Here is a 20,612-nt window from a genome sequence, read left to right on the forward strand (position 1 = left end):
TTCAATGTCCGATACAAAACGCGGATTTTTCGCTCAGGCCTTCTTTGCCATGATGCTTTTTTGTGGCCTGGTGTGGATCTGGACGGTTGCCTTCATCATTTTCTGGCCCTGGGAAAAAACCGACGAATGGAAACCGTATTTCCGCGTCGTGGCGGTCTGCGAGAAAGGCGAAATCTGCGGCATTCCGTATGGCCTCCTCGACGAAGGCAAGAGCAAGGGGATGTATACCTCGATCAACATCCCGGGTGACGCCGGCGACGTGATGGAGGAAAAGGGCTGGCTGCAATGGAAGAAGGTAGACAATCTGATCGAAGCCAAAGCGTCTTCATGGCACTTTCAGACCACCATCCGTTACAAGGTGGAAGACGAGAAACCGGTTCTCGTTGAATACCAGGATGTCGGCGCCAAGGCGCTCTACTACGGCATAGCGGCCGGACTGCTGTCGCTGATCGGGCTTTACCTGCGCAAACTGCGCCGCTGAACAAACCGCTCGCCGGCCTGAAAAACCATTTTCAGGCCGCGTCGGGCGCCAGCAGCTCGACCCGCACCAGGCCACGCAGCGCATTGCCGAGCCAAAAACCGGACAGTAGATCCTCCGGTCGCAAAATCGCCTCGATCGCTTGACCGCCGGCCAGCAATTCGCCGCGCAGGACACCCGGCAAACAGCCGCTGGCCAGCGGCGGGGTCAGCAGCAGTCCGTTGCGTTCGACGAAAACATTACTCCGCGCCCCTTCCGCCACTTCACCCCGTTCGTTGAGAAACACCACATCGAAGATCGATGAATTGGCCGGCAGACCAGCCAGCGCGGCATCGTAGAGACGACGGTCGGTAGTCTTATGGTGGCGCAGTGGATCGCTGGAGTCGACGCGGTCCTCAGCCAGCCTGACATAAGGCAAGTCTTCCGGCGCGTCAGGCAACGGAAAGGCCTGCAGTTCGATATCGCCAGCCTTGCCCAAAGTCAGCCGCACCCGCCAGACACCAGTCGCCGGTTGGCGGCTCAGCGCCTTGCCGACAGCCGGCTCGTCAAGGACAAAACCCAGCCATTTCGCCGACCGCCGCAAGCGCGCCAGATGCCCGGCCAGCCGGGGATAGTCGCCGTTCTCGCGGCGCAGTGTCTCGATCAGTCTCAGCCCGGGGTCGCAATCGGTCAAAAAACGCGCCTTGAGCAAACACTCCTGCCACTCGGCCGCCGGCCGGGAATCGGCGACGATGCCGCTGCCCACCCCGAGCTTGCCCTTGCCGCCAGCCGCCAGTTCCAGCGTGCGAATCGCCACGTTCAGCCGGAGATCACCGTTCGGGGCCAGCCAGCCGAGAGCTCCGGTGTATAGCTGACGAGGACAGGTTTCCAGTTGCGCGGCGATCTGCATGGCGCGAATCTTGGGCGCCCCGGTAATTGAACCACAGGGGAAAAGTGCCTGCAGCACTTCACTGAAGGAACGCCCGCCGACGCGTGCCGATATTTCGGAAACCATCTGCCAGACGCTCGGATAATCCTCGATATCGAACAGTCGCTCGACCGCCACGCTCCCGTTGTCAGCGATCCTGCCGAGATCGTTGCGCAGCAAATCGACAATCATCAGATTCTCGGCCCGGTCTTTCTCGGAAGCGAGCAGATCTTCCTTCGGCGAACTGCGCGGCGCAGTCCCTTTCATCGGCCGGGTCAGCAAGCGATCGCCCCGCCGTTCGACAAACAACTCCGGCGACAGCGAAACCAAGCCCTGCCGCGCATCGCCGACGAAGCCGCCATAGCGCACCGGCTGGCGCTGACGCAAGCGGGCATACAAATCGAGCGGCGTACCGAACCATTCAAAGGTCAGCGGAAAGGTGAAATTGACCTGATAGCAATCGCCTTTGAAAATCAAGTGCTTTATGCGCTCGACCGCCACCAGGTATTCATCTTCCGGAATTCCCGGCTGCAATCCGCCGATGCCGGCGGCTGCCTTCCCGCTCTGCTCGACCAACCAGGCCTCGGCCTCGAAGGCACTCAGCTCGACACACCGGGCAAACCGCCAGAACCGCGCCAGCGGGCGGCTTTCGTCGGTTTGCCAGCCGGTCGGTGCCGCCTTGGGTTCGAGCAGGTAACCGAGTTCATAATCGAGAGCGGCGACCACCCAGCCCGGCTCGTCAGCAAGCACAGTCAGCGCCCGGGCCAGCGTTGCCGCATCCCACACCGTCAGGCAGTCGATCAGCGCCTCAAAACGCCAAGCGGCAGGTTCGCCCGGTGGCACCTGCCGATCTTCGAAAAATGCGTACAACGAGTGGGTTATTTGCGCTTCAGGTAAAACTCGAAGATGCGGTTCTCTTCTTTTTGCTCGAGCAATTCATTGCCGGTCTGTTTGGCAAAAGCCGGAAAATCCTTCAGCGAACCGGCATCGGTCGCCAGCACACGCAACACCTGGCCAGACTCCATCTCGGCCAGCGCCTTTTTGGTACGCAGGATGGGGAGCGGGCAATTCAGTCCCTTGACGTCGAGATCGCGATCAAATTCCATGGTCGTTTGGCTTCTTGGGTGGGGGCCAAATTTTACCTCTAATTGCGTTTTTCCTTCATTTCCTCGAACCGCCGCTGTTTCAGTTCGCGCAGGCGGGCATCGATGGTCGACAACTCGTAAAAATTGGCATCGCCAGCTTTTTGCGCCAACTCCAGTTGTTCGACAGCACCCGCCGTCTGCCCCTGCAAGGCAAAGACTTCGGCCAGCGCCCGATGCTGCTGCGCCTTGCGGCCGAGTCCGGCATAGCTCTCGGCCCGCATCTTGTGCCAGCGAACGTCTTCCGGATAGCTCTGCAGTTGTGTTTCGACGAAAGCCAGCGCGTCGTCAAAGTGCCGGGCACCGATCAGCGCACCGCCATAGCCGTAGAGCAAGCCGTGGTTGAGCGGGAAGCGCACCATCGCATCACGGTAAACTCGCAATCCGCCACCGACATCACCCTGGGCGATGTGGATATCGGCCAGCAGCCGCTCGAGCATCGCCGCCGAGACCTTCATCCGCCGTGCCGCCAGGACATCGCGCTCGGCCCCGGCCCAATCGCGTCCGCGATAACGGGCGTAGGCCAGACCATAGCGGGTCGCCGCCTCGGCGATATATTTCTTGTCTTGCAGCAGCATTTCGAAATCGCGGACTGCCTCGCCGGGCGTTCCCTGCAACGCCCGCAACTTGGCACGCACCAACTGGAAATCGACGCTGTCCTGCACCTGATGATAGGGCAGCGACTGCTCGCGATTCTGCATGTCGGTCAGCCGCTCGCCGGTCAGTGGATGCGACCTCAGGTAAGCCGTGGCGTTGTTCTCGTACAGGCGAACGGCCTGTTGCAGACGGGTAAAGAAAACCGACATGCCGCGCACATCGAAGCCGGCCCGCCGCATGATATCGAAGCCCAGGCGATCCGCTTCACGCTCGAAATCCCGCGAAAAGGCAAGCTGGGCGGATATCGCACCCGCCTGCGTCGTCGCCATGGCGGCTCCGGCCACCTGGCCGTTTGAGCGCGCCGCCAGCAAGGCCAGCCCCATAGCCAGCATGGCGGCCATGCCCAACTGCTTCGACTGAAAAACCTGACGGGCAATATGGCGCTGCGTCACGTGCGATATTTCGTGGGCCATAACCCCGGCCAGCTCGGACTCCGTCTGCGCCGACAAGATGAGCCCGGTATGCACGCCGATGAAACCACCGGGCATTGCGAAAGCATTGATACTCGCGTCATTGATCGGAAAGAAAAAGAACCCCATGCCCGGATCGTTGCTGACCGAAGCCAGCCGCCCCCCCAGCTGATTGAGATAGGCCTCGACATCCGAATCATCGAGATAGCTCGGTTCACGCCAGCGAATTTCATGCATGATCTGCGTACCGATTTTCTTCTCGGCACTCAGCGACAGCTCGTTGCTGGCGACATCACCCAATTCCGGCAGATCGTCGGCGCGCAGGGGGGTAAGGACCATCGAACAGGCCAGGATTCCGGCGATCAATCGTTGAGCAAGTGGCATGGTGCTATGATACCGCAGCCCTCAGGGCGGCCTCCCGGGGTAGACGTAACCCAGTAAAAATTCAAGTGACAAACCAGAACCTTACCCATTTTGACAGCACCGGCCAGGCGCACATGGTGGACGTCGGCAGCAAGGCCGAAACGGCACGGATCGCCCGCGCGGCAGGCAGCATATTCATGAAACCGGAAACCTTGGCGCTGATTCGCTCCGGCTCGGCCAAAAAAGGCGACGTTCTCGGGATTGCCCGTATCGCGGCCATTCAGGCCTCGAAACGAGCCGGCGACTTGATCCCGCTTTGCCATCCGATTGCGCTGACTCATGTGGCGGCGGATTTCACCATCGATGAAGCACAGAGCGCCGTTCATTGCCAGGTCACCGCCGAATGTTTCGGCAAAACCGGCGTCGAAATGGAAGCCCTGACCGCAGCCTCGGTCGGTCTGCTGACCATCTACGATATGACCAAAGCCGTCGACCGCGGCATGCGCATCGAAAACATCCGCCTGCTTGAAAAATCCGGCGGCAAATCCGGCCACTGGCTTGCCGAATAGATCCCACAGGAAAGACCATGTTTGAATCGAGAAGAAGCCTGCTCAAGGGTGGTGCCTCCGCCGCCCTGCTCGCGCCGCTGATCGGCACCGGCCTGCTCAGGCCGACCGCCGTACTGGCTGCCGAGTCGAATCGCAGCGCCTTTACGGCAAGTACCATCAACGACGCCTTGAAGGCCTACGGCAGCGGCAACGCTGCCGAATCGCGCGACATCGTAATCAATGCTCCGGAAATCGCCGAGAACGGCGCCAAAGTCGAAATCGAGATTACCAGCAACATAGCGAACACCCGCAGCTTGGGACTCTTCGCCGACAAGAACCCGATGCCGCTGTGCGCCAACCTCAATTTCTCCGCCCCGGCGCTGCCATATGCCCGGGTACAAATCAAACTGGCCGAGACAACACGCATCCGGGCCGTCGTCAAAGCCACCGATGGCAAGACCTACGTTGCCTTCCGTGAAATCAAGGTAACCCTCGGTGGGTGTGGAGGTTAATCGTGGCAGAACAGATCAAGATTCGCGCACAAATTCAGGGCGAAATTACCGACCTACGCATCCTTTTGCAGCATCCGATGGAAACCGGACAACGCAAGGATGACAAGGGCCAGACCTTGCCCGTCTATTTCATCCAGACATTCTCGGTCAACCACAACGGCAAACCGATGATCGACGGGCAGCTCAATACCTCGATCTCGAAAAATCCGCTGTTCACCTTCAAAGCCCGCGGCATCAAGGTCGGCGACAAATTGACGATCAACTGGCAGGACAACCTTGGTGACAAGCGGCAGGACGAAATCATCATCGCCTGACCGGAAAACGCCCCCAAAACAAAAAAGCCCGTCTGAAACCAGACGGGCTTTTAATTTGGAACTATCCGTCGCTTAGGTGCTCTGGATGTTGGAAGCCTGCTTGCCCTTGGGGCCTTGCACGACATCGAAGGAAACCTTTTGGCCTTCCTTCAGGGTCTTGAAGCCATTCATGTTGATGGCGGAGAAATGTGCGAAGAGATCTTCGCTGCCATCATCAGGAGTGATAAAACCAAAGCCCTTGGAATCATTGAACCACTTGACAGTACCGATTGCCATGTTTGCAACTTTCATACAAAAAACGAACAAATTTCCGGGTCTCCCCGACTCCCTGTTTGATCTCAGTGACCCGGTGCGTTGCAGCAGCCTTGATGCACCTAGAAGCCAAACACGATTGCTTTCTACGCGATCTGGATTTTATCGTCAACAAGATTCAATGCGGCAGCGCAGCAAAAAACAGGCAAGCGAATTGCTTTATATCCCTCTGGAAACTAAGGAATTCGTCCCCATGTTTATAGTTGCAGATTGAGTCGGACTGTATAGAATCGAAAACATGGCTACGAAGATTCAGGATGGCGACCAGCTTGAAGCACAACGCAGCAAATTGGAACCGCCAAAGATGTACAAGGTGATGTTGCTCAATGACGATTACACCCCGATGGATTTCGTCATTGCTGTATTGCAACGTTTTTTTTCTCTCGATACTGAACAAGCGACGCGAATCATGCTCAAAGTTCACAATGAAGGCCGTGGCGTGTGCGGGGTTTTTCCGCGCGACATCGCGGCAACGAAGGTGGAACAAGTGAGTGCATTTGCCCGCCAGCATCACCACCCGCTTGCTTGCGTAATGGAGGAAAACTGATGATTGCCCAGGAACTCGAAGTCAGCCTGCACATGGCGTTTGTCGAGGCGCGTCAAAAACGCCACGAGTTCATTACCGTCGAACACCTCCTGCTGTCGCTGATCGACAACCCGTCCGCCGCCGATGCCCTGCGCGCCTGCGGTGCCAAGCCCGATACGTTGCGCAAGGATCTGACCAACTTCATCAACGAACACACGCCCACCGTATCCGGCGAAGACGACATTGACACCCAGCCGACACTCGGTTTCCAACGAGTGATCCAGCGGGCCATCCTGCACGTTCAGTCCTCGGGCAAGAAGGAAGTGAATGGCGCCAACGTTCTCGTCGCGATCTACGGCGAAAAGGACTCGCATGCGGTGTATTTCCTGCAGAAACAGGGCGTCACCCGCCTCGATGTCGTGAACTACATTGCCCACGGCATCAGCAAGGTGCCGCAGCAAAAAGCTCCGGTCGAAGGCGATCAGGTGGAAACCGAAGGCGAGAAGGAACAGGCCGGCCCGCTTGAGCAATACACGATCAATCTCAATGCCCTCGCCTTGCAGGGCAAGATCGACCCGCTGATCGGCCGCGACAAGGAACTTGAACGCGTTATCCAGACCCTGTGCCGTCGCCGCAAGAACAACCCCTTGCTGGTCGGCGAAGCCGGCGTGGGCAAGACGGCCATCGCCGAAGGCCTTGCCCGGCGCATTGTCGAAAGCGAAGTGCCGGATATTCTGGCCAAGGCCAACGTGTATTCGCTGGATATGGGATCGCTGCTCGCCGGCACCAAGTACCGGGGCGATTTCGAACAGCGCCTGAAGGGCGTGCTCAAGCAATTGGGCGACAACCCGAATGCCATCCTGTTCATCGATGAGATCCACACATTGATCGGTGCCGGCTCGGCTTCCGGCGGTACGCTGGATGCCTCCAATCTGCTCAAACCGGCGCTTTCGTCCGGTCAGTTGAAATGTATTGGCGCAACGACCTACACCGAGTACCGGGGAATTTTCGAGAAGGACAGTGCGCTGTCCCGCCGCTTCCAGAAAATCGATGTCAATGAGCCATCCGTGGCCGAAACCGTCGAAATCCTCAAGGGCCTGAAGTCCCGTTTCGAGGCACATCATGGCGTCAAGTATTCGGCGACAGCGATTTCCTCGGCGGTGGAACTTTCCGCCCGCTACATTACCGACCGCCATCTGCCCGACAAGGCCATCGACGTCATCGACGAAGCAGGCGCGGCACAGCGGATTTTGCCCAAGTCGAAGCAGAAGAAGGTCATCAACAAGACCGACATCGAGGAAATCGTCGCCAAGATCGCCCGGATTCCGTCACAGCACGTGACACTGGATGACCGTGGTGCCTTGAAGAACCTGGACCGCGACCTGAAGGCGGTCGTCTTCGGTCAGGACAAGGCCATCGATGCGCTGACCCAGGCGATCAAGATGGCGCGTTCCGGCCTCGGCAACCCGGGCAAACCGATCGGCTCCTTCCTGTTCAGCGGCCCGACCGGCGTTGGCAAGACGGAGGTCGCCAAGCAGCTCGCCTATTGCCTCGGCATCGAATTGCTGCGGTTCGACATGAGCGAGTACATGGAGCGCCATGCCGTATCGCGACTGATCGGCGCCCCGCCGGGCTATGTCGGATTCGAGCAGGGCGGATTGCTGACCGAAGCGGTTACCAAGAAGCCTTATTGCGTGCTACTGCTCGACGAAATCGAGAAGGCCCATCCGGACATTTTCAACATCCTGTTGCAGGTTATGGATCACGGCACACTGACCGACAACAACGGGCGCAAGTCTGATTTCCGGAACGTGGTGATCATCATGACGACCAACGCAGGCGCTGCTGATCTGCAGAAGTCGAGCATGGGGTTCACCAATGCCAAGCAGACCGGCGACGAGATGGCAGAAATCAAGCGGATGTTTACGCCGGAGTTCCGCAACCGTCTGGACGCAACCATTTCCTTCGCACCGCTCGACCACGACGTGATCCTGCGTGTCGTCGACAAATTCCTGATTCAACTCGAGGAACAGTTGCACGAGAAGAAAGTGGAAGCTCACTTCACCGATGCCGTCAAGGCGCTGCTCGCCAAGAAGGGTTTCGACCCGCTGATGGGTGCCCGCCCGATGGCCCGGCTGATTCAGGACACCATCCGCTCGGCGCTGGCCGACGAGTTGCTGTTTGGCAAGCTGGCCAGCGGCGGTCGTGTCACGGTCGACCTCGACAAGGATGGCAAAATCAAACTCGGTTTCGAGGAAGAAAAGTCCGAAGCGGTTGTCTGACGATTGCCAGGCACCCCGAAAGCCGTGCAAGATTGCACGGCTTTTTTATTTCCGGAGACAAAACAATGAGTTTCAAGACCCCCGACCTGTGTGACGAATTCGAAAGCGAACTCGGCCGGAGCCTGCGCGTCGTCGCCCCGATGTTCCAGCGCTATGGCGGCCGCAACTCGTTCAGCGGCGAGATCGTTACGCTGAAGATTTTCGAAGACAACTCGCTGGTCCGTGCCGCCTTTGCCGAAAATGGCAAGGGCAAGGTGCTGGTGATCGACGGCGGCGGCTCGCTGCGTTGCGCCTTGGTTGGCGACCAGCTGGCCATTCTGGCCGAGAAGAATGGCTGGGAAGGCGTTGTGGTTTACGGCTGTATCCGCGATTCGGCCGATATCAACGGCATCGATATCGGGGTTCGCGCCCTGAATACGCACCCACAGAAGAGCATCAAGAAAGATGTCGGCGATCGCGACATCGCCGTTACCTTTGGCGGCGTCACCTTCAATCCGGGCGACTGGCTCTATGCCGATGAAGACGGCGTGCTGGTTTCCGGCAAGGCACTGACCTGAACGAAAAACCGGGAACTCCCCGGTTTTTTTCTACCCAGCCCAGAAGTCGTGCTTGCACAGCCACGGCGTACAGCCCCCCCTGCCTCGACCAGATCGGCCTGCCCAATTCCGGCCGGTGAGCGAAAGGATTCCGGGTTATCGACCGCGCCATCCCCCAGGCCATCCGAAAAAATGGTGCACTGCATTTCACGGAAACGATCGTCGTTTCATATTGTGAAAAATTGCATACAACACCATGTTTTAATTGAAAAACATATTGTCTTATGTCTTATATAAGACCGTTGCTGCCATGCAGAATAATCTCTATACTGCCCCTACCGTCACAGCGCTACTGCAATTGGCGCTAGTGCCGAAACCAATAACCAAATCTCTTGAGGAATACACATGAGCACTCGCGAACAGCAAATCGCCGCCCTCGAAAAAGACTGGGCTGAAAACCCCCGCTGGAAAGGCATCAAGCGCGGTTACTCCGCTGCTGACGTCGTCCGTCTGCGCGGCTCCGTCCCGGTTGAATACACCCTGGCCCGTCGCGGTGCCGAGAAATTGTGGGATCTGGTCAACAACGAACCCTACGTCAACTGCCTGGGCGCCCTGACCGGCGGCCAAGCCATGCAACAGGTCAAGGCCGGCATCAAGGCCATCTACCTGTCCGGCTGGCAAGTTGCCGCCGACAACAACGAATACGCCGCCATGTACCCGGACCAGTCCCTGTACCCGGTTGATTCCGTGCCGAAGGTTGTCGAGCGCATCAACAACGCCTTCACCCGGGCCGACGAAATCCAGTGGTCCAAGGGTGCCAACCCGGGCGACAAGGGTTACATCGACCACTTCGCGCCTATCGTGGCCGATGCTGAAGCCGGTTTCGGCGGCGTGCTGAACGCCTTCGAACTGATGAAGGCGATGATCCGCTCCGGCGCTGCAGGCGTGCATTGGGAAGACCAGTTGGCTTCCGTCAAGAAGTGCGGCCACATGGGTGGCAAGGTGCTGGTTCCGACCGCCGAAGCCATCCAGAAGCTGATCGCTGCCCGTATGGCTGCCGACGTCTGCGGCGTGCCGACCCTGGTGATCGCCCGTACCGATGCCGAAGCTGCCGATCTGCTGACCTCCGACTACGACGAGAACGACAAGCCCTTCCTGACCGGCGAGCGCACTGCCGAAGGCTTCTACAAGACCAAGAAAGGTCTGGAACAAGCCATCTCCCGCGCCGTCGCCTACGCCGAGTACGCCGATCTGGTGTGGTGTGAAACCGGTACGCCGGATCTGGAATATGCCAAGCGTTTTGCTGACGCCGTGCATGCCAAGTTCCCGGGCAAGATGCTGGCTTACAACTGCTCGCCGTCCTTCAACTGGAAGAAGAACCTGGACGATGCCACCATCGCCAAGTTCCAGAAAGAGTTGGGCGCCATGGGCTACAAGTACCAGTTCATCACCCTGGCTGGCATCCACTCCATGTGGTACAACATGTTCGATCTGGCCCAGGACTACGTCGCTCGCGGCATGTCGGCCTACGTCGAGAAGGTTCAGGAGCCGGAATTTGCAGCCCGCGATCGTGGCTACACCTTCGTTTCCCACCAGCAGGAAGTCGGCACCGGTTACTTCGACGAAGTCACCACCGTCATCCAGGGTGGCAAGTCCAGCGTTACGGCGCTGACCGGCTCGACCGAAGAAGAACAGTTCCACTAAAAAGCTAATCGCTTTAGCTGCTGCCTTATCCGGCGGCACACTGGCCGGCCCCCAAAAAGGGCCGGCCTTTTTCATTGCGGCTCGACAAAGACAAGGCTTGGCGGCGGCAAAGAAAAGCCAACTTGGTTCCATCGTTGTCGGATTCTTTTACATCGATGCCGGATGCCGCGGTTCCGGCCAGCAAGGAATCAATTAGAAACATCGCCTTAGCCCGAGCTGGCATGCGTGATGCTGCGTGTCAAGTGTCTTTCACGGAGGATTCAATCATGAAACTACTTGCGAAGTTTTGCAGTATCGGAATCTCACTCCTGTTAGCGTCGTCATCCGCCAGCGCCATCGTGACAAACTGGGACTACACGATAACAAGCCTTTTCACCGCAGCAAGCTATAACGGCCCCGGCGGAACAAATCCGGGGGCCGGTGTCGGTGCGCTGTCCTGGGGAACATCCACCGGCTCGGGTAGAAGCTCGCTGGTGATCGGTGATAGCCCGGCCACCGGGAGTGTCAATACCTATCTTGGTGCTGGTGTGCCGAACGCGCCGCCTTTCCTTGGCTTGAGCACCTCGCTCACCCACAACAACAATCCGATTACCGGGACCTCACTGTTGTCCGCCGTGCTGACCAATACGGTAACGCTTAACCCGGCGTCACCGGACAATCCTGCACTGCCAATTCAGCTGTTCCCCTTCAACATCGCCTTTGTTGAAACGACCAACAGCACGCCCTGCGCCGCAAACAGTCCGGCCAACAATCCGTGCAACGACATTTTCGTCCTGACCGGCGGCTTGCTGAACTCATCGTTCAACTACGATGCACTCGACGGCGATGGGCTAAGGACCTACTTCGTGAATATTTTCCCGGTTACCGGTGGCGTGCTCGGAACCCTGCAGAACTCGGCTTGTATTGCTGCAGGTCAGGCACCTGGTTGCATTGGCTTCACCACTGAAGAAGGCGAGTCCACCAGGTTGGCATTCGGTTTCACGATCTCGAGCAACCCGCTGCAAGTCCCTGAACCCGGCATTCTGGCCCTGCTCGGCATCGCTCTGACTGGTTTGGGTGCGACGCGGCGCCGGAAACTCTGAGCGCCTGGGCAGCTGTTCAAAGACCCGCGAAATCGTCGCGGGTTTTTTTGTTCACAATCGTGCCGGATTGCCCCCACCCACAACCACCCGATGCCGACCCGTCACACCGAAGGCCGTGACCACATCCAGCCGAGCACCCCGACCGCCACGCCAGCCGGCAAATAGCGCCACGGTTCGGGCAAGCCATACCAACCACCGAACGCACTGATCCCCAACAGCAATGTCGCCAGCCGTTTTGCCGTTGCCGGAATAGCCCGATGGTCCCGCCAGGCGCGAATCGCCGGCCCGGCTTGCGGGTGGGCCAGCAGTCTGGCTTCCCATTCCGGATGCGAGCGCGAAAAGAAATAGGCCGCGAGAATCAGAAAAGGCGTCGTCGGCAGTAGCGGCAGCACCGCCCCTACCACGCCAAGCAGCACCGCAACAAAGCCGAGCAGCCGATAGACCGGCTTTTTCACCGCAGTTCCCAATAGCTTGGCCGACTGTAGGTTTCCTTCAGCAGGTCGATGAACAGCCGCACCCGCAACGGCAAGTGCCGGCGCTGGGGAAAGACCGCGTAGATGCCCATGGGCGGCGCCTGCCAGGCATCGAGCACCGATGTCAGGCGGCCCTCCTTGAGATCCTGACCGACTTCCCACAGCGAGCGCCAGGCCAGCCCGCGCCCGGCCAGCGCCCATTCATGCAGGACCGCCCCGTCGTTGCACTCGAAGGTACCGCTGACTTTCAGCGTATCCACCGCCCCCCCTTGCGGATTACGAAAGACCCAGCCGCGCTGCTGGCCGAGCGACAGGCAATTGTGGCCGGCCAGATCGGCCGGTTCGCGCGGCACGCCATGCGCCACCAGATAGGCCGGGCTGGCCACCACCATCCGGCGCATCTCGCCCAGGCGCACACTGACCAGGCTGGAGTCGGTCAATTCGCCGATCCGGATGGCGCAATCGATGTTCTCGTTGAGCAGGTCGACCAGGCGGTCACTCAAATCGAGGTTGACCGTCACTTCCGGGTTGGCCTGCATGAAATCGCCAACCAGCGGCGCCACATGCCGGCGGCCGAAGCCGGACGGAGCCGACACCCGCAACTGGCCGCTCGCCCGCACCCCGCCGAGCGAGACCGCCGCTTCGGCATTGGCCAGATCGTTGAGCACTTTCTGGCAATCTTCGAGAAAAGCCTGACCCTCGAAAGTCAGCGTCAGCTTGCGTGTCGTGCGCAGCAGCAGCTTGACGCCGAGACGAGTCTCCAGCGCATCGAGGCGCCGGCCAATGATCGCCGGCGTGACGCCTTCGCTACGCGCCGCGGCCGACAGGCTGCCGCGCGTCGAGACATTTACAAAAGCAGAAATTTGTTTGAAGGTATCCATGGATTCGATACTTTTAGTAAAAGAATTATCGCCTTTTCCGCCGCTTATCTTATCTTCAAAGTAACAATAAACTTCCAATCCATAATGACGCAATCACCTGCCACCCCGATCAAAGCCATCGCCTTCGACGCCTACGCCACGCTGTTCGACGTCTATTGCATGGAAGCGCTGGCCGAGGAGTATTTTCCCGGCCAGGGGAAAGCCTTGACCATACTGTGGCGGCAGAAGCAGATCGAATACACGCGCATCCGCGCCATGAGCGGACAATTCAAGACCTTCTGGGAAGTCACCCGCGATGCGTTGATTTTTGCCGGACGCAGCCTGGCGCTCGACCTCAACGATTTCCGCCGCCAGCATTTGATGAATCAGTACGCCTGTCTGCGGCCCTTCCCGGAAAACATCGCGACGCTGGAAGCCTTGAAAGCGATGGGCATCCCGTTGGCTATCCTGTCCAACGGCACCTACTCGATGCTCAACATCGCCGTCAAATACAACGACATGAACAATCTGTTCGCCCACATCCTCTCGGCCGACAGCGTGCAAACTTTCAAGACCGCGCCGGCGGTTTACCAGTTGGCTGTCGATGCCTTCCAACTGCCGGCCAGCGAAATCCTGTTCGTCTCGGCCAATGCCTGGGATGCCTGCGGCGCCACCTGGTTCGGCTTCACCACGTTCTGGGTCAACCGCAACGAGCAACCGGAAGAAGTTCTGGATGTCTCACCCACTGCCACCGGCCGCCAGCTCTCCGACGTACTGGCCTACGTCAGCGGACTGCACGGCTGAACCGATCACCCACTTGCCAACCTTCAATCTTAAACAAGGAGTTTCCATGAGCCTCAACCTGCCCCAAGGCGTGCAAATCACCGGCCCGATCAAGCCGGGTTACGAATCCGTCCTGAGCTTCGAAGCCCTCGAACTGGTCGCCAAGCTGCACCGCGCCTGCGAAGCCCGTCGCCAGGAACTGCTGAAAGCCCGCGTTGCCCGCCAGGCCCGCATCGATGCCGGCGAAATGCCCGACTTCCTGCCGGAAACCGCCCACATCCGCGCCGGCGACTGGAAAGTCGCCCCGGTGCCGCCGGCCCTGCATTGCCGCCGCGTCGAAATCACCGGCCCGGTCGAAGCCAAGATGATCATCAACGCCTTCAATTCCGGCGCTGATTCCTACATGACCGACTTCGAGGATTCGAACTCGCCGAACTGGGACAACCAGATCCAGGGTCAGATCAACCTGTACAAGGCGATCCGCCGCGAACTGTCCTTCAAGGGCGAGAACGGCAAGGAATACAAGCTCAACGACAAGATCGCCACCCTGCAGATCCGGCCGCGCGGCTGGCACCTCGACGAAAAGCACGTGCTGGTTGACGGCCAGCGCGTCGGCGGCGGCATTTTCGACTTCGCCGTCGTCTTCTTCCACAACGCAAAGGAACAGATCGCCCGCGGCGCCGGCCCCTTCTTCTACCTGCCGAAGATGGAAAGCCACCTCGAAGCCCGCCTGTGGAATGACATCTTCGTCATGGCCCAGGACCACATCGGCCTGCCGCAAGGCACCATCAAGGCCACCGTGCTGGTCGAAACCATCCTCGCCACCTTCGAGATGGAAGAAATCCTCTACGAACTGCGCGAACACTCCGCTGGTCTGAACGCCGGGCGCTGGGACTACATCTTCTCCTGCATCAAGAAGTTCAAGAAGAACAAGGACTTCTGTCTGGCCCAGCGCAGCGCCATCACGATGGAAGTGCCCTTCATGCGCTCCTACGCGCTGGCCCTGGTCCAGGCCTGCCACAAGCGCGGCGCCCCGGCGATGGGCGGCATGTCGGCCCTGATCCCGATCAAGAACGATCCGGTCGCCAACGAAAAGGCCCTGGCCGGCATCCGCCACGACAAGACGCGCGATGCCAACGACGGCTACGACGGCGGCTGGGTAGCTCACCCGGGTCTGGTGCCGATCGCCATGGAAGAGTTCGTCAAGGTCCTCGGCGACAAGCCCAACCAGTTCGGCAAGCAGGTCGAAGGCAAGTTCGGCCCGGCCCAGTGGCTCGACTTCAAGCCGGAAACCCCGATCACCGAAGCCGGCCTGCGCAACAACATCAACGTCGGCATCCACTACCTCGGCTCCTGGCTGGCCGGTAACGGCTGCGTGCCCATCCACAACCTGATGGAAGATGCGGCCACCGCCGAAATCTCCCGTTCGCAGGTCTGGCAATGGGTGGTGTCGCCGAAGGGCATTCTCGACGACGGCCGCAAGGTCACCGAAGACATGGTCCGCCCGATGATCGCCGAGGAACTGGCCAAGGTGAAGGCCACGGTTTCCGCCCAGGGCGAAGACACCGCCTCCTACGACCAGGCTGCCGAGATCTTCGACAAGATGTCCCTGACCCCGGATTACCCGGAATTCCTGACCCTGCCGCTGTACGAAGCGATGGAATAAGCAGCACCCGGAAAGAAGGCGCCTAGACGCCCGACTCCGACAGAGAAGCAGTAAGCAAAACGCCCCGGGAAACCGGGGCGTTTTGCTTTGGTAAGTCGTTTCAGCGCACTCACCAGCTTTCAGGTTCGCAGTTCGCAAATTGCGAACTTCCTGCGGTCGACCGCCAGAAAAAGCCAAAAATCACACAAAGTCTTTGCCATCCCCTCGTTAATCCCTAACATAACGCCTTCCCATGACGCCGCCCTAAAGCGCCGCTGCAACAACGAAAAGAAACTCCGCGCCCCATGAACACCCATCTGCATCAAAACCTCGTCGGTTTCATCTGGAATATCGCCAACAAGCTGCGCGGCCCCTATCGGCCGCCGCAATACCGCCGCGTCATGCTGCCGCTGGTCGTGTTGCGCCGGCTCGATCTGGTGCTCGAAGCGACCAAGGAGCAGGTGGTCGCCGAATATCTCCGCCTGTCGGCCAAGGGCATAAAGGATGCGGCGCTCGACAAGGCGCTGTCGCGCGTCGCCGTCGGCGGCGAGCGCACGCAGCCGCTCTACAACGTCAGCCCCTTCACCTTCCAGAAACTGCTCGGCGACCCGCCCAATATCGCCAACAACCTGATCGCCTACATCCACGGATTTTCGCCGCGCGCCCGCGACATTTTCGAGAAATTCGAATTCGAAGCCGAGATCGCCAAGCTGGACGAAGCCAACCGCCTCTACCTGGTCATCCAGGAATTCTGTAGCGCCGATATCGACCTCTCACCGGCACGCATCAACAACCTGCAAATGGGCTACCTGTTCGAGGAGCTGGTGCGCAAGTTCAACGAACAGGCCAATGAAGAAGCCGGCGATCACTTCACCCCGCGCGAAGTCATCCGCCTGATGGTCAACCTGGTATTCAGCGGCGAAGAAGAAGTCTACAAACCCGGCATCTACAAGAGCATCTACGACCCGACGGCTGGCACCGGCGGCATGCTCTCGGTATCGGAAGAATTCATCAAGAACCAGAACCCGGACGCCAACCTGCAACTCTTCGGCCAGGAATACAACCCCGAGTCCTACGCCCTGTGCTGCTCCGACCTGCTGATCAAGGACGAACCCATCGACCACCTGATCTACGGCGACACCCTGGGCGTCAAGGAAGCCAAGAACAAGGCCAACGGCTTCGTGCCCGGCGACGGCCACCCCGACAAGCAGTTCCACTACATGCTGGCCAACCCGCCCTTCGGCGTCGAATGGAAGGCGGAAGAAGACTACGTCCGCGAAGAAGCCGCCAAGGCCGGCTTCAACGGCCGTTTCGGCGCCGGCCTGCCGCGCATCAACGACGGCTCGCTGCTCTTCCTCCAGCACATGATCGCCAAGCGCCACCCGGCGCCGGAAAAAGGTGGCAAGGCGGGCGGCGACGGCAGCAAGATCGCCATCGTCTTCAACGGCTCGCCGCTATTCACCGGCGACGCCGGCAGCGGCGAAAGCAACATCCGCCGCTGGATCATCGAAAACGACTGGCTCGATGCCGTCATCGCCCTGCCCGACCAGATGTTCTACAACACCGGCATCTACACCTACATCTGGTTGGTCAGCAACAAGAAACCGGCCCACCGCCGCGGCAAGGTGCAGTTGATCGACGGCACCCGCCACTACCGCAAGATGAAAAAAAGCCTGGGCAACAAGCGCAACGAACTGGCCGACGAACACATCGCCGACCTGGTACGCCTCTACAACGACCACACCGACGGCGCCAGCACCGCTCTACTTGCCCCCGGCGAAGCGCCGCCGGCCACGCCCCGCGTCTGCAGCAAAGTGTTCGACAACCGCGACTTCGGCTACCTGAAAGTTACGGTCGACCGGCCCTTGCGGCTCAATTTCCAGGCCAGCCCGGAACGGCTGGAACGCCTGAAAACCAACGCCACCTTCGCCAACCTCGCCAGCAGCAAGAAGCGCAAGGACGCCGCCGAACAACAGGCCGACATCGCCGCCGGCCAGGCCGAGCAGCAAGCCATTCTCCAGGCGCTGGCCAAACTCGACGCCAGCCGCCTCTACCGCAGCCGCCCGGCCTTCGAGAAGGACCTGAACGCCGTCCTCAAGACCGCCGAGCCCAAACCCGCCGCCCCGCTCAGGAAAGCCATCCTCGCCGCCTTGAGCGAGCGCGACCCGGCCGCCGAAATCTGCCGCGACGCCAAGGGCAAGCCGGAAGCCGACCCGGAACTGCGCGACAGCGAAATCGTCAGCCTGCCCGCCGACATCGCCCTGCCGCTACCGCTCGGCTACGACAATGAAACCGGTCACGAACAACTGCTCAAGCTGGTCAAGGGCCACTGCGAGACTTACCTGAAAACCGAGGTGTTGCCGCATGTGGCGGACGCCTGGATAGACCACGGCAAAACGAAAGTCGGCTACGAAATCCCGCTGACCCGGCATTTCTACGTCTACGAACCACCCCGGCCGCTGGCCACCATCGAGGCTGAAATCAAGGCACTGGAAGCCGACATCATGGCCATGCTGGGTGAGGTGGTTTGATGGGGTATCCGGTTTATCCCCGCTACAAACAATCCAGAATCGATTGGGTTGATCAGATTCCAGAGCACTGGCAAGAAACCAGCATCAAGCGTTACTTCAGTATCCAACTGGGGAAAATGCTCCAGCCACAATCCTTGGAGCCCAAGGACCTTGAAGTCAGCTACCTTCGTGCTGCCAATGTGCAATGGGAGTCCGTAGATACAAATGATCTGCCGAAAATGTGGGCAACCCCGGATGAAATTGAGAAGTTCTCCGTAAAAGAGGGCGACTTGTTGATCTGCGAAGGTGGCGAGGTTGGACGAACAGCAACACTTGGCCAGATTGAGAACCCTTGCATTATTCAAAATGCCCTGCATCGTGTTCGCTCCACCAAAAACACCAGCACGGCCTACCTAAAATATTTGATGCGGCATATCGCTGATACCGGTTGGTTTAGCATCTTGTGCAACAAAACAACTATTGCCCACCTCACCGGTGAAAAGTTGGCCGAAATTGGGTTGCCCTTAGCCCCCCTCTCAGAACAACAAACCATCGCCCGCTTCCTCGACCACAAGACCGCCCAGATCGATGCGCTGATCGCCAAGAAGGAAGCCCTGCTGCAAAAACTGGCCGAAAAGCGCGCCGCCCTGATCAGCCAGGCCGTCACCCAAGGCCTGGACCCGACGGTGCCGATGAAGGATTCCGGGGTGGCGTGGCTAGGACAAATTCCTGCGCATTGGGGTATGACCCGATTGAAATATGCAACGGCATTGATTGTCGATTGCCCACACGACACGCCCCGATATTCGCCCGAAGGAGATTTTCTGGTCGTGAGAACTGCCGATTTGAGTTCCGGTGTAATGGACCTGTCTTCGGCCTACCGGGTCGATGAAGACGAATACCTGAAACGAATTCGGCGAGCCGAAGTTAAGCCCGGCGATATTCTCTACGGCAGGGAAGGAGAGCGCTGGGGGTTTGCTGCCGAAGTGCCCGAGGAACCTAAGGTTTGCTTAGGACAACGAATGATGCAATTCCGGGCATCCGCGCATTTTTGCCCGCACTACCTAATGTGGCATCTCAATGCAGACTGTGTGTATCAACAAGGAGTAGTTGATACCTATGGCTCCACTGCCCCCCATGTAAACGTCGAAACCATCAAGAATTACTGGCTCGTTGAACCTCCATTGACTGAACAAAAAGCCATTGCGAAACACTTGGATGCGGTGACAACGAAATTCGCCAAACAAGTTGCTGCGGCGCATCGTGCCATCTCTACCTTGTCCGAATACCGCGCCGCCCTGATCACCGCCGCCGTCACCGGCCAGATCGACGTGCGCGGCGTTTCCCTTCCCGATTCGTCTCAGCAGGAGGCGGCATGAAGTTCGAGCAGTTCAAGGCCGGCGTCTGGCGGCAGCAGTACCAGTACAAGAGCTTTTCGCCGATTCCGGTGAACCAGGAATGGACCTGGGAAGACCCGACGATCCATGCCCTGCTCGAACAGGCCAACCGCGCGCTCGGTGAACTGAACGCCTTTTCGCTGATCGTGCCGGATATCGATCTCTTCATCAAAATGCATGTGGTCAAGGAGGCCCAGACCTCCAGCCGCATCGAGGGCACCCAGACCGGCATCGACGAGGCGCTGTTGCCGGAAGCGGCCATCCGTCCGGAAAAGCGCGACGACTGGCGCGAGGTGCGCAATTACATCGACGCGGTGAATATCGCCATCGCCGAGCTCGATACCCTGCCGCTCTCCAACCGACTGTTGAAGCAGACCCACGCCATCCTGATGCGCGGGGTGCGCGGCGAGCACAAGCAGCCCGGCGAGTTCCGCACCAGCCAGAACTGGATCGGCGGCTCCAGCCTGACCGACGCGGTGTTCATCCCGCCCCACCCGAGCGAAGTGCCGGACCTGATGGGCGACCTGGAGAAGTTCTGGCACAACGATGCGGTGACCATTCCGCATCTGGTGCGACTGGCCCTTTCCCATTACCAGTTCGAGACGGTGCACCCTTTTCTCGACGGCAACGGCCGTATCGGCCGCCTGATGATTCCGCTTTATCTGGTCGGCCATGGCCTGCTGGCCAAGCCTTCGCTGTACCTCTCGGACTTTTTCGAGCGCAACCGGGCCAGCTATTACGACGCGCTGATGGCGGTACGGGTTTCCAATGACCTGATCCACTGGGTACGCTTCTTCCTGACCGGAATCGCCGAGACGGCCGCCAAGGGGCGCGATGTCTTCCGCCAGGTGCTCAGCCTGCGCACCGAGGTGGAAAAAGCGGTGATGACGCTGGGTCGGCGCGCCGCTTCGGCACAGGCCGCGCTCAATCTGTTTTACCAAAAACCGGTGCTGAGCGCCGCCGACCTGGCCGAAGGCCTGGGATTCAGCTCCCCGGCGACCAATGTGCTAATCAAGGAGCTGATCCGGCTGAATATCTTGCAGGAAATCACCGGCCTGCAACGAGGGCGCGTCTATGCCTTCGAACGTTACCTTGAGCTTTTCGTTAAGTAACGAAAATGCGTTTTCGTTACTTAAGCGATTTTCTTAGGTAAGTTTCGTGACTCAAGCTT

General features: G+C 59.3%; 20 protein-coding genes. 14 read left to right on the forward strand and 6 right to left on the reverse strand.

Translation table 11 applies throughout. From position 1 onward, the window contains the following. Window positions 1-4: 4 nt before the first annotated feature. A complete protein-coding gene (locus ACLIKD_RS12925; RefSeq protein ID WP_428825390.1) occupies window positions 5-481 on the forward strand; it encodes a hypothetical protein in 477 nt (158 codons plus the stop codon). Between the two features lie 31 nt (window positions 482-512). Here ACLIKD_RS12925 and pabB read toward each other — a convergent pair whose 3' ends face one another. Genes pabB through ACLIKD_RS12940 form a run of 3 tightly spaced genes read right to left on the reverse strand, consistent with a single transcriptional unit; the run spans window position 513 to window position 3,933 of the window. Next, entirely contained in the window at window positions 513-2,228 is a 1,716-nt protein-coding gene (gene pabB, locus ACLIKD_RS12930) for an aminodeoxychorismate synthase component I (RefSeq protein WP_428825391.1), read from the reverse strand. Window positions 2,229-2,263: 35 nt separating this feature from the next. Continuing rightward, window positions 2,264-2,491 carry a sulfurtransferase TusA family protein gene (locus ACLIKD_RS12935; RefSeq protein WP_226416615.1) on the reverse strand — a complete coding sequence of 76 codons (228 nt, stop codon included), beginning with the start codon at window positions 2,489-2,491 and terminating at the stop codon, window positions 2,264-2,266. Window positions 2,492-2,529: 38 nt separating this feature from the next. Beyond that, complete coding sequence (locus ACLIKD_RS12940) at window positions 2,530-3,933, reverse strand: beta-barrel assembly-enhancing protease (RefSeq protein ID WP_428825392.1); 1,404 nt, start codon at window positions 3,931-3,933, stop codon at window positions 2,530-2,532. Between the two features lie 158 nt (window positions 3,934-4,091). Between ACLIKD_RS12940 and moaC the strand changes: the two genes are divergently transcribed. From moaC to soxZ, 3 genes are read left to right on the forward strand one after another with little or no spacing between them, the layout of a single operon-like run. Next, window positions 4,092-4,526, forward strand: coding sequence for a cyclic pyranopterin monophosphate synthase MoaC (gene moaC / locus ACLIKD_RS12945; protein WP_428828343.1), 435 nt, complete (start codon window positions 4,092-4,094; stop codon window positions 4,524-4,526). A 17-nt stretch (window positions 4,527-4,543) separates the two neighbouring features. After that, window positions 4,544-5,017 carry a thiosulfate oxidation carrier protein SoxY gene (soxY, locus tag ACLIKD_RS12950; protein ID WP_428825393.1) on the forward strand — a complete coding sequence of 158 codons (474 nt, stop codon included), beginning with the start codon at window positions 4,544-4,546 and terminating at the stop codon, window positions 5,015-5,017. Between the two features lie 2 nt (window positions 5,018-5,019). Beyond that, window positions 5,020-5,331: a thiosulfate oxidation carrier complex protein SoxZ gene (soxZ, locus tag ACLIKD_RS12955; RefSeq protein WP_428825394.1), complete on the forward strand. Its 312-nt coding sequence runs from the start codon at window positions 5,020-5,022 to the stop codon at window positions 5,329-5,331. Window positions 5,332-5,403: 72 nt separating this feature from the next. Here the strand turns inward: soxZ and ACLIKD_RS12960 are convergent, their stop codons facing one another. Continuing rightward, window positions 5,404-5,607, reverse strand: coding sequence for a cold-shock protein (locus ACLIKD_RS12960; protein ID WP_066880803.1), 204 nt, complete (start codon window positions 5,605-5,607; stop codon window positions 5,404-5,406). 274 nt (window positions 5,608-5,881) lie between these two features. Between ACLIKD_RS12960 and clpS the strand changes: the two genes are divergently transcribed. The 5 genes from clpS (at window position 5,882) to ACLIKD_RS12985 (ending at window position 11,773) form a co-directional block, all read left to right on the forward strand. Further along, on the forward strand, window positions 5,882-6,190 hold the full coding sequence (gene clpS / locus ACLIKD_RS12965) for an ATP-dependent Clp protease adapter ClpS (RefSeq protein ID WP_428825395.1): 309 nt from the start codon (window positions 5,882-5,884) through the stop codon (window positions 6,188-6,190). Then, on the forward strand, window positions 6,190-8,451 hold the full coding sequence (gene clpA, locus ACLIKD_RS12970) for an ATP-dependent Clp protease ATP-binding subunit ClpA (protein ID WP_428825396.1): 2,262 nt from the start codon (window positions 6,190-6,192) through the stop codon (window positions 8,449-8,451). Before clpS ends, clpA begins: the two co-directional genes overlap by 1 nt. 65 nt (window positions 8,452-8,516) lie before the next feature. After that, complete coding sequence (rraA, locus tag ACLIKD_RS12975; protein ID WP_428825397.1) at window positions 8,517-9,008, forward strand: ribonuclease E activity regulator RraA; 492 nt, start codon at window positions 8,517-8,519, stop codon at window positions 9,006-9,008. Window positions 9,009-9,392: 384 nt separating this feature from the next. After that, a complete protein-coding gene (gene aceA, locus ACLIKD_RS12980; protein ID WP_226416623.1) occupies window positions 9,393-10,691 on the forward strand; it encodes an isocitrate lyase in 1,299 nt (432 codons plus the stop codon). A gap of 266 nt (window positions 10,692-10,957) precedes the next feature. Further along, the gene (locus tag ACLIKD_RS12985) at window positions 10,958-11,773 is read left to right on the forward strand and encodes a THxN family PEP-CTERM protein (RefSeq protein ID WP_428825398.1); all 816 of its coding nucleotides are present in this window, start codon (window positions 10,958-10,960) and stop codon (window positions 11,771-11,773) included. A 101-nt stretch (window positions 11,774-11,874) separates the two neighbouring features. On the opposite strand, the gene ACLIKD_RS12990 is transcribed toward ACLIKD_RS12985, so the two are convergent. Both ACLIKD_RS12990 and ACLIKD_RS12995 read right to left on the reverse strand, forming a co-directional pair. Further along, on the reverse strand, window positions 11,875-12,228 hold the full coding sequence (locus ACLIKD_RS12990) for a YbaN family protein (RefSeq protein WP_428825399.1): 354 nt from the start codon (window positions 12,226-12,228) through the stop codon (window positions 11,875-11,877). After that, window positions 12,225-13,127, reverse strand: coding sequence for a LysR family transcriptional regulator (locus ACLIKD_RS12995; RefSeq protein WP_226471287.1), 903 nt, complete (start codon window positions 13,125-13,127; stop codon window positions 12,225-12,227). The genes ACLIKD_RS12990 and ACLIKD_RS12995 overlap by 4 nt, the downstream gene beginning before the upstream one ends. An 84-nt stretch (window positions 13,128-13,211) precedes the next feature. Between ACLIKD_RS12995 and ACLIKD_RS13000 the strand changes: the two genes are divergently transcribed. The 5 genes from ACLIKD_RS13000 to ACLIKD_RS13020 all read left to right on the forward strand — a co-directional run bounded on the left by ACLIKD_RS13000 (window position 13,212) and on the right by ACLIKD_RS13020 (window position 20,553). After that, complete coding sequence (locus ACLIKD_RS13000) at window positions 13,212-13,910, forward strand: haloacid dehalogenase type II (RefSeq protein ID WP_428825400.1); 699 nt, start codon at window positions 13,212-13,214, stop codon at window positions 13,908-13,910. Window positions 13,911-13,956: 46 nt separating this feature from the next. Further along, window positions 13,957-15,555 carry a malate synthase A gene (gene aceB / locus ACLIKD_RS13005; protein WP_428825401.1) on the forward strand — a complete coding sequence of 533 codons (1,599 nt, stop codon included), beginning with the start codon at window positions 13,957-13,959 and terminating at the stop codon, window positions 15,553-15,555. A gap of 284 nt (window positions 15,556-15,839) precedes the next feature. Next, window positions 15,840-18,065, forward strand: coding sequence for a type I restriction-modification system subunit M (locus tag ACLIKD_RS13010; RefSeq protein ID WP_428825402.1), 2,226 nt, complete (start codon window positions 15,840-15,842; stop codon window positions 18,063-18,065). Next, window positions 18,065-19,423, forward strand: coding sequence for a restriction endonuclease subunit S (locus ACLIKD_RS13015; protein ID WP_428825403.1), 1,359 nt, complete (start codon window positions 18,065-18,067; stop codon window positions 19,421-19,423). The genes ACLIKD_RS13010 and ACLIKD_RS13015 overlap by 1 nt, the downstream gene beginning before the upstream one ends. Continuing rightward, a complete protein-coding gene (locus ACLIKD_RS13020; protein ID WP_428825404.1) occupies window positions 19,420-20,553 on the forward strand; it encodes a Fic family protein in 1,134 nt (377 codons plus the stop codon). The genes ACLIKD_RS13015 and ACLIKD_RS13020 overlap by 4 nt, the downstream gene beginning before the upstream one ends. Window positions 20,554-20,612: the final 59 nt, after the last annotated feature.

Origin of the sequence: Azonexus sp. IMCC34842, from assembly GCF_050368855.1 — a bacterium.
Lineage (GTDB): Bacteria > Pseudomonadota > Gammaproteobacteria > Burkholderiales > Rhodocyclaceae > Azonexus > Azonexus denitrificans_A.